The organism is Micromonospora arborensis, from assembly GCF_003205615.1.
Lineage (GTDB): Bacteria > Actinomycetota > Actinomycetes > Mycobacteriales > Micromonosporaceae > Micromonospora > Micromonospora arborensis.
The window spans coordinates 79,054-94,802 of sequence record NZ_PYBV01000030.1 but is presented as its reverse complement, the minus strand read 5'-3'; the positions used below and the strand labels follow the sequence as shown (position 1 = coordinate 94,802).

The window sequence follows — 15,749 nt, the reverse complement described above, 5'->3', positions numbered from 1 at the left end:
ACTGAACCAGATAGGGGGAGCGTCGGTGTCACGTCGAGAACGCGCCTGGCTCACGGCAGCGGTGGTCGGCTGGATCGCACTCAACGGCGCGGTACTGCTCCTCGCGCCCGGCGACGCCCCCTTCGACTGGCCGGCGCAGCACGACCCGCCATCCGGGCCCAGCCAGGTGATCGCCGCTCAGGCCACCCTCGTCGAGTTGGTACTGCTCGCCGCCATCGGATACGCGCTCACCCGTGGTCGACCCGCACCGGTGATCGCCGAGCGCGCACCGACGCTCCCGACCGCTCGCCGTGAAACAGGACTCGTCCTGGCGTACGGCGTCCTCGCCCAACTCGGTGGCCTGCTCATCGGCCGAGGACTCGGCTGGCACCCGATCGGCTTCCACCTGGCCGGTACGCTCGTCGGCGCCACCGATCCGGTCGGGTCCGCCGAGGCGCTCGGCTGGGCCACGTACAACGTTGTGGTCTACGCGCTGTTGCCACTCCTGTGGTTCCGGCGGCGCTACACCGCCCACCAGATGTGTCTGCGCTCGGCGGATCGGCGCGGCGATGCCATCCTCATCCTCGCCGTGCTGGTCCTCGAATCGCTCGCGCAATGGGTGGTGCTCGGCCACGCGTTCGCCGGCCTGGCCCCGGGTCAGCTCGCCGCCGGAGTGCCACTGACATTCCTGCTGTACTTTGCTGGCACGGTGCTGCCCACAGTCATCTTCGTGCAGAGCATCCTCGTCCCCCGATACGCCCGTCTGACCGGCTCCACCACCGCGACCCTCGTTCTCGGCGGCCTGACGTACGCGGCACTGCACGTGTTCGAGGGCTGGGGCAGGTTCGGGTCGCCGCGCGAGGCCACGCTGACGATCCTTTTCGTGCTTCTCATCTACACGCTGCCCGGCGCATTCAAGACCTGGCTCACCGTACGGACCGGCAACGCCTGGGTGCACGCGTGGGCGTACCACGCCTTCGCGCCACACACGATGCACGACACCGGGTTGATAGTTCGGATCTTCCGCCTCTGAAATGTGCGGCTCTGCCACCGGCCTGCCGCAGTATCGTCGAGCCGTGCTGGCCCAGCACCCGGATCACGCCGGCGTCACGCGTTGTCGGCGCATGTCCGAGAGTTGGACGCCGACGATGTCGGCGATCTCGTCGACCGCCTCGAGGCGGGCACCTTCGCGCTCGACTTTGCGGCCTAGCGGGTCGGCGGCGCGAGCATTCGCTGCACCGAATCGAGCTGGCACCAGGCGAGCGAGTCGTACCCGTCCTCCTCGCCCATCCGGCGTAGCTCCGTGAGGGCGTGCGCGTCCCCACGCAGGGCCAGACCGCTCGCCGCGTGGACGCGGACCTCTCTGTCGTCGCCGCTCACCAGCGCGGCGAGCGCGTCTCGCAGTGCGGGCACGTCGATCGCGGAATAGACGAACTGGGCTGTCGCCACCGCGCGGACCGTCGGGTCCGGGTCCCGGGTGAGGTTCAGCATCGCCTCCAGGACGTACCGTGGCGGGTCGTCGGCGGGGCCACCGATGCCGTTGAGCAGGCCGTCGGCCGCGCGGCTGCGGACCTGGGGGCGGTGGTCCAGGACGAATGGCAGGAACTCGTGGAGGATCGCACCGGTCTCGCTGAAGCCGGCGTAGGCACCGAGCACGCTGCACAGGGTCTCGGTGTCCGTCTCGACCGCCATCCGATCCCGCAGCACCACCAGGGCATCGGCGGCGTACGGGGCGTCGGCGGTTTCGCCGTCCAGAGTGGAGAGATGCAGCAGTTCGGCGGCGAAGCCGCGAACCACCACCTCAGGGTCGGCGAGCCGCCCGGCTGCCCACCGGAAGGTGTCCTCGGCCGGGAACCGGGTCATGACGGCCTGTCGCGACATCTGCCAGTCGTACGATTCCGGGTCCGCCGACCACAGCGCACGCGCCAGCAGTTCGTCGCGTGAGACGGGGAGGTCCAGCCGCTTTTCGAGGGCGGTGACGACGGCCCGGTGCCCGGCGAGGACCTCCGCTCGTCGGCCGTCGGCGGCGGTCAGGCGGATCCGCAGCGCCCGGGGCGAGTATTCGTCGGCGGTGAGGTGGTCCCGCGCCACCGTGACGGCGTCGTCCTCCCCCGCGCCCGACCGGCGACGCAGCTCGGCCTCCGGGTCGACGTCGAGCCAGGCCCGGGCTGCGTCGAGCGCACATCGCAGTGTGGCCTCCGGGACCGGATGACGAGACAACAGATTTTCCAACAGCCCGCTGGCTCCGTGCTCGGCCGCCCAGACCACCGGGTCGACGTCGCCCCAGGGTCCGGAGGGCACCGCTTCGCCGTCCTCGTACAGCAGTTGCGTGAGCCCTGGGCCGCCCCAGCGGACCATCTCGCCGGCCACCGCACGGCCTTCGTCCTGCCACTGCGCCTCAACCGGCAGCGCGTTCAGGTGACGGCGGACAGCCGCGAGGTCACCGTCCCGGACAGCATCGATCACCGCTTGCTCCACGCGGCCATTCTGCCCTTACCGCCCAGCGCAGCTACACGACTGTCTCGATCTCATCCAGAGCTGTGACGGTACGAGAAACTTCGCGGATCAGATCGAGCGGTTCTTCGGTCCAGTGCGAGGCGAGCACGAGCTCACGGGCCGGATCGACCCACAGCAGGTGTCGCCCGCCTACGTTCTCGAGCCCCACGGCCGGCGACGGCAATCGCGAGGGTCGTTGTCAGGTTCTCCGTGTAGGTAGTGTGCCGAGGTGACAAGAAGCGAGCGAATTGCGGACCAGCTGGACCGGCACTGGCACAGGAACCTGCGGCCGCGGCTGCACGGTCTTGCCGATGAGGAGTACTTCTGGGAGCCGGTGCGCGGCTGCTGGAGCATCCGCCCACGTGGCGCATCGTCCGCACCGATGTCGGCAGGTTCGGGGGAATGGACGATGGACTCCGCGTCCCCCGCCCCGGTGCCGGCACCGGTGACCACGATTGCCTGGCGGCTGGCGCACATCATCGTCTCCTGCCTGGGCTATCGGGTCGGATGGCACTTCGGCGGCAAGGACATCGACTTCCAGACGTTCGCCTACGCGGGGACCGCTGACGAGGCGCTGGAACAGCTCGATGAGATGTATGGGAGATGGAATGCGGGGGTCCGCGAACTCTCGGACGCTGACCTGGAGAATCCACCCACCGTGGGTCCCGAGCGGTTTCCCATGGAGGGGATCGTCCTGCACGTCAACAGGGAGCTGATCCATCACGGCGCCGAGATTTCCCTGCTGCGCGACCTCTACCGCTGGCAGGACGGAGCCGTACCGCGCCGACTCTGACTATCCGGTCGTGAGACTCCGCGACGTCGGCACCTATTCGACCAGTGCCTGGGTGCCGAGCACGGTGAGCAGGGCGAGGCGGTCGGCGTCCTCGGTGCCGGGCTCGGCGGTGTAGATCATGATGCGCAGGTCGCTGCCTGCCACGGTGAGCACGTCGCAGTCCAGAGTCAGGGGGCCGACGTGCGGATGATCGATGGTCTTGCGGGCCGCCTCGTGACGGCTGACAGTGCCGGAATCCCACAACTTCGCGAACCGGTCGTTGTTGGCGCGTAGTTCCGCGACCAACTGCCGTAGCTGCTGGTCGGCCGGATAGCAGCCCGCGGCCGCACGCAGGTCGGCAACCACCGCCGTCTCGAACGCTCGCAGGGACTGCGGGGTGTGGCGGGCTCGGGTGCCCGGGCCGAGAAAATGCCGCCACACCGCGTTGCGTTGGTTGCCACGCCATCCGGACGGATCGCCCATCAACGCCGCATACGGCGGATTGGCGACAAGCAGCGTCCAGGACGCGTCGTAGACACCGACGGGTGTCCCGGTCAGCCTGTCCAGCAGCCGCTGGACGCTCGGGGTGAGGTAGGCGGGTACGGTTTCCGGGCCCGGCAGTGCCAGCCCCGCCAGTCGAAACAGATGTGCGCGCTCGGTTGTCGACAGCCGCAGGGCCCTGGCCAGGGCTTCGACGACCTGCGCCGACGGATTGGACGCGCGGCCCTGTTCGAGGCGGGTGATGTAGTCGACGGAGATCCCGGCCAGCAGGGCAAGCTCCTCGCGGCGCAGTCCGGCCGTACGTCGGTGCCCGCCGACGGGCAGCCCGGCGGCCTCGGGTGCGATCCGGTCGCGCCAGCGGTGCACCGCCTGCCCGAACTCCGTCCTCGTCATGCTCACCAGTGTGCGTCGTTCAGTTGTGGTTCTGCCTGGTACTGGCAGTCCCAGGAAGACGGGACGACTGGTCGACCGCACCGCCCGGCCGGAACCTGGAGGCATGACAACAACACTGATCACCGGAGCGAACAAGGGACTCGGCTTCGAGACCGCCCGTCGACTCATCGCAGCAGGTCATACCGTCTACCTCGGCAGCCGGGACGCCGAACGCGGGCACCGCGCCGCCGAGCAGCTGGGCGCGCGGGCCGTCCAGCTCGACGTCACCGACGACGCGTCCGTGCAGGCCGCGGCGAAGGCCATCGAGGCGGGTGGAGGGCTGGACATCTTGATCAACAACGCGGGCATCGAGGAAAGGGGTGCCGGCAACATCGTGATCGGCGCTGCGGACGTGACCGCCGACCTGATGCGGGAGACGTTCGAGACGAACGTCTTCGGCACGGTCCGTGTCACCCACGCGTTCCTGCCGCTGCTGCAGCGTTCGGCCGCCCCGGTCATCGTCAATCTCAGCAGCGGCCTGGCCTCGCTGGCCCGGGTCACCGACGCGGGCACCCCGACGTATGCCTACCCAGGGGTCGCCTACCCGGCGTCGAAGACCGCGGTCAACATGATCACCGTGCAGTACGCGAAGGCGTTCCCGAACATGCGGATCAACGCGGTCGAGCCCGGCTTCACCAAGACCGACCTGAACGGAAACACCGGTATCCAGACTGTCGAGCAGGGCGCAGAGATCATCGTCCGGATGGCGCAGGTGGGCCCCGACGGCCCCACCGGAGGCTACTTCGACGCCGAGGGTCCCCTCCCCTGGTAGGAGGAGGGGTAACCAGGTGGAGGAAACCGGCCTGGTCGGCCCTGCACACGCAGGGCCGACCAGGGCGAGCGCGTCAGCTCTGGATGGAGAACGTCGCGACGACACCGTTGTGGTCGGACCTGGTGCCACCAACGATGTCGTAGTCGGTCATCCACATGAGCTGGTGCTCCGGCAGCCGCTTCCAGAAGTAGACGTAGTCGATGTGCCGGTTGCCGTGCGTTCCGGTGCCCTTCTCGCCGTAGAGGTTGTAGTTGGAGCGCAGGTTCGGCAGCTCGTTGGCCTCGAAGACCTGCCACGGGAACTTCGCGTACCCGTAGCTCCGGTCGGCGCTGAAGTCGACGTTGAGGTCACCGCTCACGATGACCTGGCCCTCGCTCTGCTTGGCGACCGCCAGCTCCTTGAGGCCCTGGAACTGCGCCTCGGCGCACCTGGTGCGCGGAAGGTCCTCCGGCCGACCAGCGGTTTCGATGCTGGCCACCGCGTGGGCGTTGAGGTGAGTCACGTTGCGGCCACTGGCCTTGTGCCGGTACTTGACCCAGTTGTTGTACCGCGCGGGCGGCACCTCGCCGGGACCGTTGGTGTCACACACAAAAATCGATCCCATGTCGAGTACGTCGAACATGCTCTTCTTGGCGATCAGCGCCTCGCCGGCCTGGTTGGTCCCGCCCGGTGCGTACAGCCACCAGCCGTTGTCGGCGGCCCAGCTCTCCAGGTAAGCCTTGCGGTTGCCGACCTCGTTGAGGCCGACGAGATCGGCCTTGGACGCGATCAGGTTCAGGTCGTGCACGAAGTCCGCCTGGCTCAGTCCGTTGTAGATGTTCAGCGTCGCCGCCTTGAAGGCCACGTTCGCCGCGGCCGCCGGAGTGGCCGGCAGCAGGGCCGCCACCAGCGCGACCGCGCCCGTGAGAGCGCCCAGGGCGCGGGCCGACCAGTGAGTTGTCCTGCGCATCGACTTCCCTCCACAAACCCGCCGTCGGTGGCGGCCAGCGCACGCTAACAATTCGATCCGACGCGACACCGAACATCCGGAGACAAACAATCGACAGGTTTGCCAGGACCGGCACTGCGCTCCGATGTGGATGAAGCTCCGGGTTCCCCTCCCGGGGCGTCCGGCCTGCGGTCAGCGAGGCAGGTGCGGCTGGCGGGGGGTGGCAGTGCGGCCGAGCGACGCTGCCACCTCCGCCACCCGCCGGGCAACCTCCGCACGGTCGGCACCGCCGGACAGCGCAGCGATCGCGACCTGCCAGAGCCGGTCGAGCTCCGGATCCGACGGTGCGGTCGGCAACGTCCGGTACGGGCGGATCAGAGCGTCGGCGACCAGGAACATGTTGGTCTGAGCCGGCTGGGTGCCACTCGTCGACGCGGGCCCCGGTACGGCCGGAACCGGCTCGGCGTGCTGGAGCAGCACCGGTGTGACCTCGACCCCTGGCCGGGCGGGCATCCGCCCGGCCACGTTGCTCGCCCCGCGCATCAGGTTGCCCGGGTTCACATCACTGCGGACCTTCGCGCTCAGGTACCGCCCGGACGTGTCGTTCGCCTCCCATCGACCGGTCACGGCATTCCAGCCCAACTCCCCGCTGACCCGGGCCGGCCGCTCCTCGGTATCGCCCGGGCCGACGAAGCCGGCCGCGATGGTCGGGTGACCCTGACCATCGCCGTACTCGTGGTCCAGATCGGTGCCAGGCGTCACCTCGTGCCGGCCCGCCGACCGGCCCCCGGCAGAAGTCGTCGCCAGGGCGTGTGGGGCGGCGCCGCCGAGCAGTGCCGCGGTCGTCCGCGAGCGCGCGTCGAGCACCTCGTGGGTGGGAGCCGGCAGCCGGACCGGCGACGAGCGTTGGAGCGCGTCGGCGTACCGCCGAATCCGGTTCCGCTCGGCAGCCGTACGACCGGACAGCTCCTGCTCCACCACGTCGTGGTCCACCACCGGCAGATCCCACTCGCGTGGCGACGACAGCGGCGGCACCACCGTCGCCACGGCCGCACGTGCCCTTCTGCCCTCCGGCTCCCCGTGCTCGGCCTCCTCGGTGATCCGCCGCAGATGCGACTCGGCCGCGAGCGGCTCCCTGATCGACGCTCGCTTCTGCTCCGGTGGCGGATCGTTGTCCGGAAGCACACTGACCGGGGGCGCCGTGCGCAGCGGCGGGTTGACCGGTGCGTCCGGCCTGGCCTCGTACCTGGCGCTGAACTCGTCGAGCTGCCGGTAGTGGTCCTGCATCGACCTCCACCACGCGGCCTCGGCCAGCTCCCGCTTGCCGATCGCCTTCTGCCACTGCTCGCGCAGAGCCGGGTCCATTGGCCTGCCTTGCGACCCCGCTGGCCCGGGCTGAGACGGGTTGGTTATCTGGCTGCCCAGGGCCGCGTACTTCGCCGCCGCCTCGGCCTCCCCCATCGCGACGAACTCGTCCCCGAGGCGGGCCAGCTTCTGCTCGTGCGTCACGATCGCCTCGAACTCGCGGCGTACGTCGTCCGGAGCGCCGCTGTTGATGCCGAGTACCCGACGCGCGTCGTCCAGCCCCATCCGCACCGCCACGATCACCGGCTGGACCTGGTCATCGCGGTGCTGCCGGTCGGCCTGCGCCACGCGGGGCAGGGTGACCGCGACGGTCGGCTCGCAGACGTACTCGATCAGGACCGACCGACCCTCCGGTTTGACGTTGCCGAAGCTGGCCGACGAATCCTCCCCGCCAGCGGCCAACGCGACCGTCTCGCCACTGATCGGACCACTGTTGCTGTTCTCCAACGCCTGGTACGGGTCGCCCAGGTACCCCCGGCCGAGCAGCAGCCGGGGAGCGTGCAGCGACTGGGTGAGCTTGTTGGACCCGCTGCTGATGGTGGCCGTCTGCTGCGCGGCGTGCTCCCGGTACACAGCCGAATCGACGCCACCAAGCCTGGCCGCCGTCGGCTTGAGCCCAAGGGTGATCACTGCCTCCGCCATCGACACGGTGGCGCTCGGTACCGGCGGCAGTTCCAGCCCGTCTGGGTCGAAGGCCTGCCTGATGTTCGGCAGCAACAACTCCGGGGTCAACCCCTGGTGCACCTGGTGCGCCCCGACGTAACCGGAGACATGCAGACGATCCGCGGCGCCGGTCAGCAGTGCCTGGGCCGCCATCTGGAGGTGGGCCGCGCCGCTGAGGTCCTCCGGCGCGTACCGGGGCGGCAACAGCAGACCGTTGCGCACCTGCCAGCCCGGTTCCGGGCCGGGCGTCGGCTCGGGCCGGTACGCCTTCGGCGGGTGCACGGCACCCGGGCGCGGCGGTGGAAGCCGCAGGTCGCCGGCCCACCGGTCGACGGTCACCGGCGCCCGGAAGGTGATCGTGCCGTTCGGCACGGCCGTGCCCCGGTGGTAGATCCGGATCTGGAACTGGAGATCGAGCGTGACCCGCGCCTTCACCCCTCGGCCGGAGCTGATCTCGGTGGCCCGCCGCTCCGACTCGGTCGTGGTCGAGGTCGAGGTCAGGCTGTTGGTGTTGTACTGGTAGCCACCCCCGACCGCGGCCTGCTGACCCTGCGGGTTGAGCACCGCCGACGCGGCGGTGTTGACGTAGAGGCCCCCGCCGTGGGCGGTCCGGAGCAGGTCGGTCTGGCCCTGCATGCCAACGGTACGCACGTCGATGTCGTCGTGGTTGGCGACGAACTGGTCGAACGTGATCCCCTTGTCGAGGACCGCCTCGAGGCGTACGTCGTAGAGCCGTTGGCTGAAGACCCCGATGTCGGCGTGGATCAGGGAGACACCGCCGTCGAACAGCGCCGCCCAGTTCCGCCGTACCCCGGGGCGAGACAGCGCGTGCAGCATCCGGCGCCGGTTGAGCATCGGGTCCGCCAGCCCGCGACCGGTCAGCGCGTTCAGGATCGGCTGGGCCAGCGGCTGCGGATTCGGTCCGTTCACCGCGTTACGCAGTGCCACGATCGCCGGGTCCACCAGCGAGGGAACGTCATGGAAGGTCTGCAGTCCCAACCCGGGTGACCCGCCCGGCCGCAGGGTCAGCTTGGCGTTGCGCGCCTCGTCGGTGACCGGAGTGCCGCTGGACGCCGGTCCGGCCAGGGCGGACGTCACCGGCGGCCGCACGTCAGCGAACAGGCCCATCGCCACCGCCTGTTCCTCACTGACCCGCAGGTAGACAGCGTTCTCGATGACCGCGCTGTGCCGCACCGACTTGTGGTGTTCCCAGCTGTCCGGCTGGAACGGTCTGGGTACCAGCGCCATGGGTAGATCGGCGGAGTTCGTCACCTCGGCGGCCACCGTCGCCCGCAGGTCCGCCACCACCAGGTAGGTCCGCTTCTTCCCCTTGCGGTTGTTGACGTTCCGCTCGATGGCGCCGCTGACCTTGCTCCGCTTACGGGTCATCCGGTACGACAACGTCCGCTGGTAGCCGGCTGCCCCGGTGCCACCGCCGCCGTACTTGTCCCCGGGGCGCACCGACTCCCGCAGCGAGACTCCGACCTGGCCCCGGGCCAGGAGCTGGGTCTCCCGGGTACGGCTGCTCCACACCTGCACCCCACCGCTCGGCGCGTGCTCGGTGGTGATCTCCGCCTGGACCGGTACCAGGCGCGGATTGACCAGCCTCCCGGCGATCGACACGTCGAGCCGACCACCGTCGATGTCCGTGGTGAGCGGGTCGAGATCCCACTGCTTCTCGGTCATGGCGCCGAGGTTGGTGACCTGCTGACCGGCGGTGAGACTGTCGGTGAGGTCAGCCCAGAGCGGCATGCCCTCCTTCAGGCTCGTCTCACCACGCAGACCGCCGAGATGACGCCGGGACGCGCGGCCCTCGTACTGCTGCGTCTCCTGGATCGTTTCCCGGGCGAGTTTGAGCAGATCGGCGCTGCCCGGCATCGACTCGACGAACTGCCACTCCGTGACTTCTCGCTCGGCCGAGGCCGGACCGGAGGACGCTGGGGAATGGTCGACGAACGTACGCAGGGTGTCGAGGTCGGTTCTGGTTCGCCGGGCCAGTGGCTCCCGCGGCCCCCTGGTCACCTTCACCGGGAGTTTGACCTGCTCCTTCGGTGCGGCGCTGGCCGAGTAGAGGACGTCGACCGGGTGCCTCTGGCGCAGGCTGTACCGGGGCAGTGCCTTCCCACCGACCTGCACCGCGTTGTCGCTACGCGCGAACGATGTGCCGTCGACGTACCGCAGGGTCTTGGCCCGGACGCCCAAGCCGATCCGGGAGCCCCGGTCGCGGCCGATCCCCACCCGGTACGGGTAGATGCTCACGACCAACTCCAGGTCGCCGTGATAACGCTCCGAGCTCGGCGTGCCGCCGTGCAGCGCGCTGTCCTGCCCGGTCACGTCCACACCACCCTGCTGCGCCCAGCGCCTCTGCAACTCGGCCGAGACCCCTGGGCTGACACCCGTGTTCACCGCGGCGTCGTTGAACCGGAGGATGGGCCCACCCTCGACGGCCACCGCGGCCCGCCACTGGGCACCGCCGGCGGCGCTGTCCTGCTCGCCTCGGCTCTGGAAGTTGCGGACGGCGACGTTGCGTTCCACACCGGCGTGCACCAGCTCCTGCGGGTGCCGGGCGGTCACGTGCACCACCACGTGGCGGCTGGAGAACCACGTGGTCCGCGTCAGCCGGACCGCGATTCCGCCGTTGAGCAGGGTGGTGTAGTTCTGTCGCAGCGCCGGCACCGACAGCGCCCGGTCCAACGCCGCCTGGTTGCGCTGGCGTTCGCTGGCGGAGCTGGCGAACGCCATCCGCTGGGCCACGCCCTCGCGGCGGAACCGGGGCAGGAAACCACCGCCGAACCGCCGGACCAGCCGGGCGGTCTGCTGCTGCAGATCGGCGAACTGGCTCATCTGGTACGGCATCGCATGCCCGCCCTTGTCGGCGAACGGCGGTGGATGCTTACCCGGCCCCTGCTCCGGGCCCAGCTCACGGATCTTGCCTACGGTGTTCGGGTCGATCGAGACAGTGCTTGTCCTGCGGAACTCCCTCTCCTGCTGAGGATCGCGCTCTCCGCCATCGGTGTTCCGCTCGATGGACACCGTGCTGGTTCTGCGGTACGCCCTCGGCCGTTCCGGCGACGTGGCGCTCGTTCTCCGCTGCGCCCTGGTCGCTGAGACGGAATCGGTGCTGGTTGTGCCGTGTTCCCTCGGGGGCAGCGTGCTGGTCCTTCGCAGCACGGGCGGACGCACGTCGCGGACCAATTCCTCGGCCTTGGCCTTCGGCAGGCGGGACAGCACGCTCAGATCCAGCACGATCGGGCGTACACCGGCGCGGAACGGCTGCTGGAAGGCGTTGACCCGGGTAGCGGTGTTGATGGTGAGCCGTACGTTCACCTTGGCCAGAACGTTTTCGATGTCCTTGAACTCGGTACCGGTCCGGGTGGTGCTGCTCTGCCGGGCACTGGTGGTGGTGTTGCGCCGGAAACCCGCGCTGAGTCGCAGTTGCACGTACGCCCACCCGAAGCCCCAGCGAATCGGCACCACGCTCCCGCTGCCGCCGACCGCGCTGATGTGCTGCTCCCGACCGTTGACGGTGTAGCCGGGCTGCCATCGGAACGAGGACTTCTTGACGTCCGCGACCACCTGCATCCCGGTGACCTCCGCGTTGAGTTGGAGGGCCACCGCCTGGCGGCGGGACGGGCTGACGATCAACGGCGAGTTCACGTCGCTCTCCAACGCCGGGAGCAGTTGCCCCAGCACGCTGGGCTCACTCAGCAGCGCCCGGAGCTGCTCCCGACTGAGGCTGCCCTGGTCGGCGGTGCCGGTCGGCTGGAACTGGCGCAGGATGTCCTCGACGACCTCGTTCCAGGTCTGCGAATCCGTGCTGTCGTCGTCCTCGACTGTGGTCAGGGCACCCGCGGCTCCGTCGTTCGAGGCAAAGGTGCCCGGCTGGGCGACGGCCACCGTCCGGGCGTCCAGGATCCGCACCACGTTCAGGTTCTGGACCAGCGTCGACACGTCGAAGCGGCCCCGCTGCATATCGTCGGTACGTGGGGTCGCCTTGGCGATGTCGTCCAGCGCACGGAAACCAACCTGGGCGGTGACCACGTTCGGCGGCGCTTCCCCGTCCTCTGCCGTTGACTGGTGCGCCGGTGGTGGGGTGGGTAGCGCCGACCCGGGTTTGCCCACCTGCACGGTGAACCGGACCGGCGCCAACACCAGGTGGGACACTCCGCCGCTGCGGATGTTGTGCGAGTCGAAGAGGGTTGCGCCGCTCTCGCTGGTCTGCGCCGCCTGGGCCAGGGCCATCTCGCCCGACAGCCCGCCGCCTGGTCCGACCCGACCGCCGATAATGAAGCCGGCACCGATGGCGAGGCTGTCGCCGGAGCTCTCGGTCTCCTTCAGTGCCGTACTGAAGTCGTTCCTCGTGTCGTACCTGGCCTTGTCATGACTCTGGTCCAGCCGTTGCTGCTGGTCGGTCAGCCGGGTCGTGGAGACGGTGACGCTGTGCCAGCGGCCGGTGCCGTCGCGGACGTCGAACGTCCGCCCACCACTGGTGAAGAACGACTGCAGGTCATTGCGGAGCGCGCTCTCGATGCGGCTGAAGTCGACGCTGATCGCCTGCCGGCCGCCGCGGGTGAGCCGGTGCACGATCGACCGGATCCGGGCACGTACCCGTTCCTCGACATCGGTCCGCAGGTCATCGACCAGCTTGTCGAGGTCGGTGGCGCCGTCCACCTCGTACAGCAGGTCGGGCTGATCCTGGTAGAGCGAGCCGCTCGGCTTCGGCACGACGGTTGACGCGGATGCCTCGGTGAATCGGTCGTCCCTGGCCCGGGATCTCGACGCCAGAGCGGCCCGGCGGAGCATGCCGGGCCCGGGGTTGCGCGGCGAGTCCACCAACGCCTCGACGAGGGACGGCCCGCTCGGCCGGTTCCGGGGTCCGGCCGCCTCGGCCAGCGGCACCCAGCGGCCAGCGGCATCGGTCAGCATGACCCGGGCCAGTGGCAGATTCTCCGCGAGTCCCTGGTCAGACGTCGCGTCCCGCCAGCCCGTAGGACGCTGAAGGTCAACCCACTTCAGTCCACCCGGCTGCCCGGCCGGTACGGTCGCGTCCGCGTGCAGCTCGAACATGTGCGCGTCGCCACCCGGAGGGCGCACCCACACGTACGCGCTCCAGCCGTCCCGCCGCGTGCCGTCGGCATCGGTCAACAGGGTCCGCAGTGCGTCGGCATCGCCCCCGAACTGCTCCCATGAGCCGTCGACGGCGTGCGCGAACTCCCGGGGGTCACCCCGACCCAACAACGTCTCGTCCACCGTGCGCCGGGCGAGCCGGCGGTGTTTGGCCAGGTACGAGGCGAGCAGGCCGGGGTAGCAGTCCGGCTCGCCGGTCCAGACCGGTCGGCGGGAATCCGCGAGCAGCCGCCTCAGGCTGGCGCTCACGTCATGCGCCGTCCGGGACACCGGCGCGTCGCCCCGTCCGAACAGGCCCCCCTGTCCGAGGGCGTCCTCCCGTCTGAGGTCCGATGCCACCTTCCGCAGCGTGACGGAATCCTGCGGTGTCACCCGGGTGTCCTGCGTCGTGGGCACCCGCCGCACCTGCTCCGGACCGGTGTCCGGACGCTGGCCATCGGTGCGGTTCCCGTCCGGGCGGTCGAGGCGGCTCCCGTCCAGGCGCTGGCCGTCGGATCGGCGGCCGTCGGGCATGTTGTGCACCGGCTCCGGCTGGGTCGGTCGGTCTGCTACGACCTGTGCGTCCCGGCGTACCGGCCCCGATTCGGCCCCACCCCGCGATGTCGGCTCGCCAGCGCGGTCCTGGCTCGTCACCACAGGTTGGCCGGTCGACGGAGTGGCCGGCGTGGTTCCCGGCACCGAGGTGACCGGGGTGGGACCGGTGCGCGGAACGACCGGCCCGGCGGCGGCGTTCGACGCAACCGACGGCGACGCGGCCGACGGCGACGCGGCCGACGGCGACGCGGCCGACGGCGACGCGGCCGACGGCGACGGCGACGGCGACGCGGTGTGCGTCGGGACCGACGGCGACGGGGTGTGCGTCGGGACCGACGGACTCGGGGTCGGCGCGGTCGGGGTGACCGGGCCAGCCGGGTCGAGCGGGACGGTCGGGGCCGGTGGCGGTCCGGTGGACGTGAACGGTTGCGGGGTGGACGGCATCGCCGGCATGTCCTGGTCGGGGAACGCTGCCGTGTGATCCGGCGCGAGCGGCGACCCGGGTGGGGTTGACGGGGCCTGCGACACCGGTGCATTCGCAGTGCCCGGTCCCGGACCGGGCCTGTATTCCGGATGAGGCGCAATGCCTGGGGCAGGACCGGACGAGGCTCCCGGATGAGGGGCGATGCCCGGGGCAGGCGAGGACCAGTGACCCGGTCCGAGGGGCGGCCGGGCCGGATTCGCACCACCGCCGCTGGTTGCGCCGCCGCCGCTACCCCCTACCCCACCAGCGGTGACCGGATCGGAAGCCCCGACGGCCGGGGTACCCGTATTCGTCGAGGTTTGCGCGGGACCGGTCGTACCGGATGGTGTGCCTCCCCCCACCTCGGACGGCGGCGCGGGTCCGTAGTCCGACGGCGGTGGGGAGTCGGACGCGTTCGATCTGGGCGGCACCAAGTCGTCGTCCGATCCGTTGGCCGGGCCGTTGATGCCGTCGTTACGGTGGCGCAGCCGGTATCCGAGCGCCGTACCGCTGCCCTCGGCGGCGCCGGAGAGCGCACCGGAGACCGCGGTGGCGGGCATCGCGCCCCACTGCCAGCCCGTCCCGGTCATCATCCCGTAGGTGCCCTCGGTCACCACTTCGCTGACCGCCTCGTGGCCGAGATCCTTGACGAATCCGTCGAGGGTCGGCGGCTCGTCCGGCGCGATCGCACGGCCCCCGGCACCAGCGCTGTTCTTACCACCGGCCCCGGCAGCATTCTTGCCACCAGCTCCGGCGATACCGGTGGCCACGTCCGCGCCGGCGCCGCCAGGGAATACGCCCCGCGCGCGCCTGAGCAGCCCGGTCGCCGGCCCGGCGCCGGCACCGAGCACCACACCCACCGCGCCGCCCCAGGCCCCGATGGCCGCTGCGTCGGCGGTCAGGTCCGCGTTGAAATGCTCCCGGGTGCCGTTGCGGATCTGGATTGCCTGGACGATGAGGTCCATCAGGACCTGCATCCCGATACCCGTGACCTGACCCAGCACCACATTGACGATCAGCCGGGCCAGCCAGAGCGCGATCTTCACCTGGCCGGTCGTCAGCCGCATCGCCACCGCGTCCAACACACCCGGGAAAAACCATGCGACGGCCAGCGCGATCGCAAGCTCGATCATCAACTCGATGACCGTCGCGATGATCATCAGCTTGGTGTACTCGACCTGGGTCGCCGTGTCCTCCAGGTCGGACCCCAGGCGGCGGACGTACCTGCCGGCGAGGGTGATGTAGCCGGGGTCGTGCAGGTAGCCCTTCATCGCGTCGACGAAAGCCTGCTCAGACGCGCCCTGCACGCCGTCGCGAATGCTGTTGACCGCGCTGACGAGGATCGGCACGACCTCGTCCAAGCCGTCCGCAGCCGCAATCTGCGCCTGCCCCAGGTTGCGGAGCCGGTCCTCGTCCGTCCCGGGGAGCTCCTCGCCGGTGAGCCACTTCAGGAAGGTCGCGACGTCGTCCGACACCTGAATCGCCATGGTCCGGGCCCACCTCCCGCCCGGTACGAGCGGGGGGAGGAACCGGCAACGGTCATGACCAATAGCTGACCGGAGCGAGGAAACGACTACATGTCCGGAAGTGAACGAAAACGCAAGAGCTGGTGAAAAAGTGAGTTGCACCCAGCACCGAACCACCCCTGCACGCGAAGCCGGTCGGCTTTCGGTCGCGAACCGGTCAAGAAACCGGCCAGCGGGTGAACCGGCGACCG

General features: G+C 70.0%; 8 protein-coding genes. 3 read left to right on the top strand and 5 right to left on the bottom strand.

The window, feature by feature from the left end; all coding sequences use genetic code 11:
- Positions 1-25 precede the first annotated feature (25 nt).
- Positions 26-1,012, top strand: a complete 987-nt coding sequence (locus C7C45_RS23220) for a hypothetical protein (RefSeq protein ID WP_208641268.1) — start codon at positions 26-28, stop codon at positions 1,010-1,012.
- 173 nt (positions 1,013-1,185) lie between these two features.
- On the opposite strand, the gene C7C45_RS23215 is transcribed toward C7C45_RS23220, so the two are convergent.
- Both C7C45_RS23215 and C7C45_RS34210 read right to left on the bottom strand, forming a co-directional pair.
- Complete coding sequence (locus tag C7C45_RS23215; protein WP_110565819.1) at positions 1,186-2,457, bottom strand: hypothetical protein; 1,272 nt, start codon at positions 2,455-2,457, stop codon at positions 1,186-1,188.
- 31 nt (positions 2,458-2,488) lie between these two features.
- The gene (locus C7C45_RS34210) at positions 2,489-2,644 is read right to left on the bottom strand and encodes a hypothetical protein (RefSeq protein ID WP_167454805.1); all 156 of its coding nucleotides are present in this window, start codon (positions 2,642-2,644) and stop codon (positions 2,489-2,491) included.
- A gap of 60 nt (positions 2,645-2,704) precedes the next feature.
- On the opposite strand from C7C45_RS34210, the gene C7C45_RS23210 reads away from it, so the two are divergent.
- Positions 2,705-3,268 carry a DinB family protein gene (locus C7C45_RS23210; RefSeq protein ID WP_110565818.1) on the top strand — a complete coding sequence of 188 codons (564 nt, stop codon included), beginning with the start codon at positions 2,705-2,707 and terminating at the stop codon, positions 3,266-3,268.
- 33 nt (positions 3,269-3,301) lie between these two features.
- Here C7C45_RS23210 and C7C45_RS23205 read toward each other — a convergent pair whose 3' ends face one another.
- Positions 3,302-4,141, bottom strand: a complete 840-nt coding sequence (locus tag C7C45_RS23205) for a helix-turn-helix transcriptional regulator (RefSeq protein WP_110565817.1) — start codon at positions 4,139-4,141, stop codon at positions 3,302-3,304.
- A 103-nt stretch (positions 4,142-4,244) separates the two neighbouring features.
- On the opposite strand from C7C45_RS23205, the gene C7C45_RS23200 reads away from it, so the two are divergent.
- Positions 4,245-4,952 carry an SDR family oxidoreductase gene (locus C7C45_RS23200; protein WP_110565816.1) on the top strand — a complete coding sequence of 236 codons (708 nt, stop codon included), beginning with the start codon at positions 4,245-4,247 and terminating at the stop codon, positions 4,950-4,952.
- A gap of 73 nt (positions 4,953-5,025) precedes the next feature.
- On the opposite strand, the gene C7C45_RS23195 is transcribed toward C7C45_RS23200, so the two are convergent.
- The gene (locus tag C7C45_RS23195; protein ID WP_110565815.1) at positions 5,026-5,901 is read right to left on the bottom strand and encodes an endonuclease/exonuclease/phosphatase family protein; all 876 of its coding nucleotides are present in this window, start codon (positions 5,899-5,901) and stop codon (positions 5,026-5,028) included.
- A gap of 171 nt (positions 5,902-6,072) precedes the next feature.
- Complete coding sequence (locus C7C45_RS23190; protein WP_110565814.1) at positions 6,073-15,519, bottom strand: WXG100-like domain-containing protein; 9,447 nt, start codon at positions 15,517-15,519, stop codon at positions 6,073-6,075.
- Between the last annotated feature and the right edge of the window lie 230 nt (positions 15,520-15,749).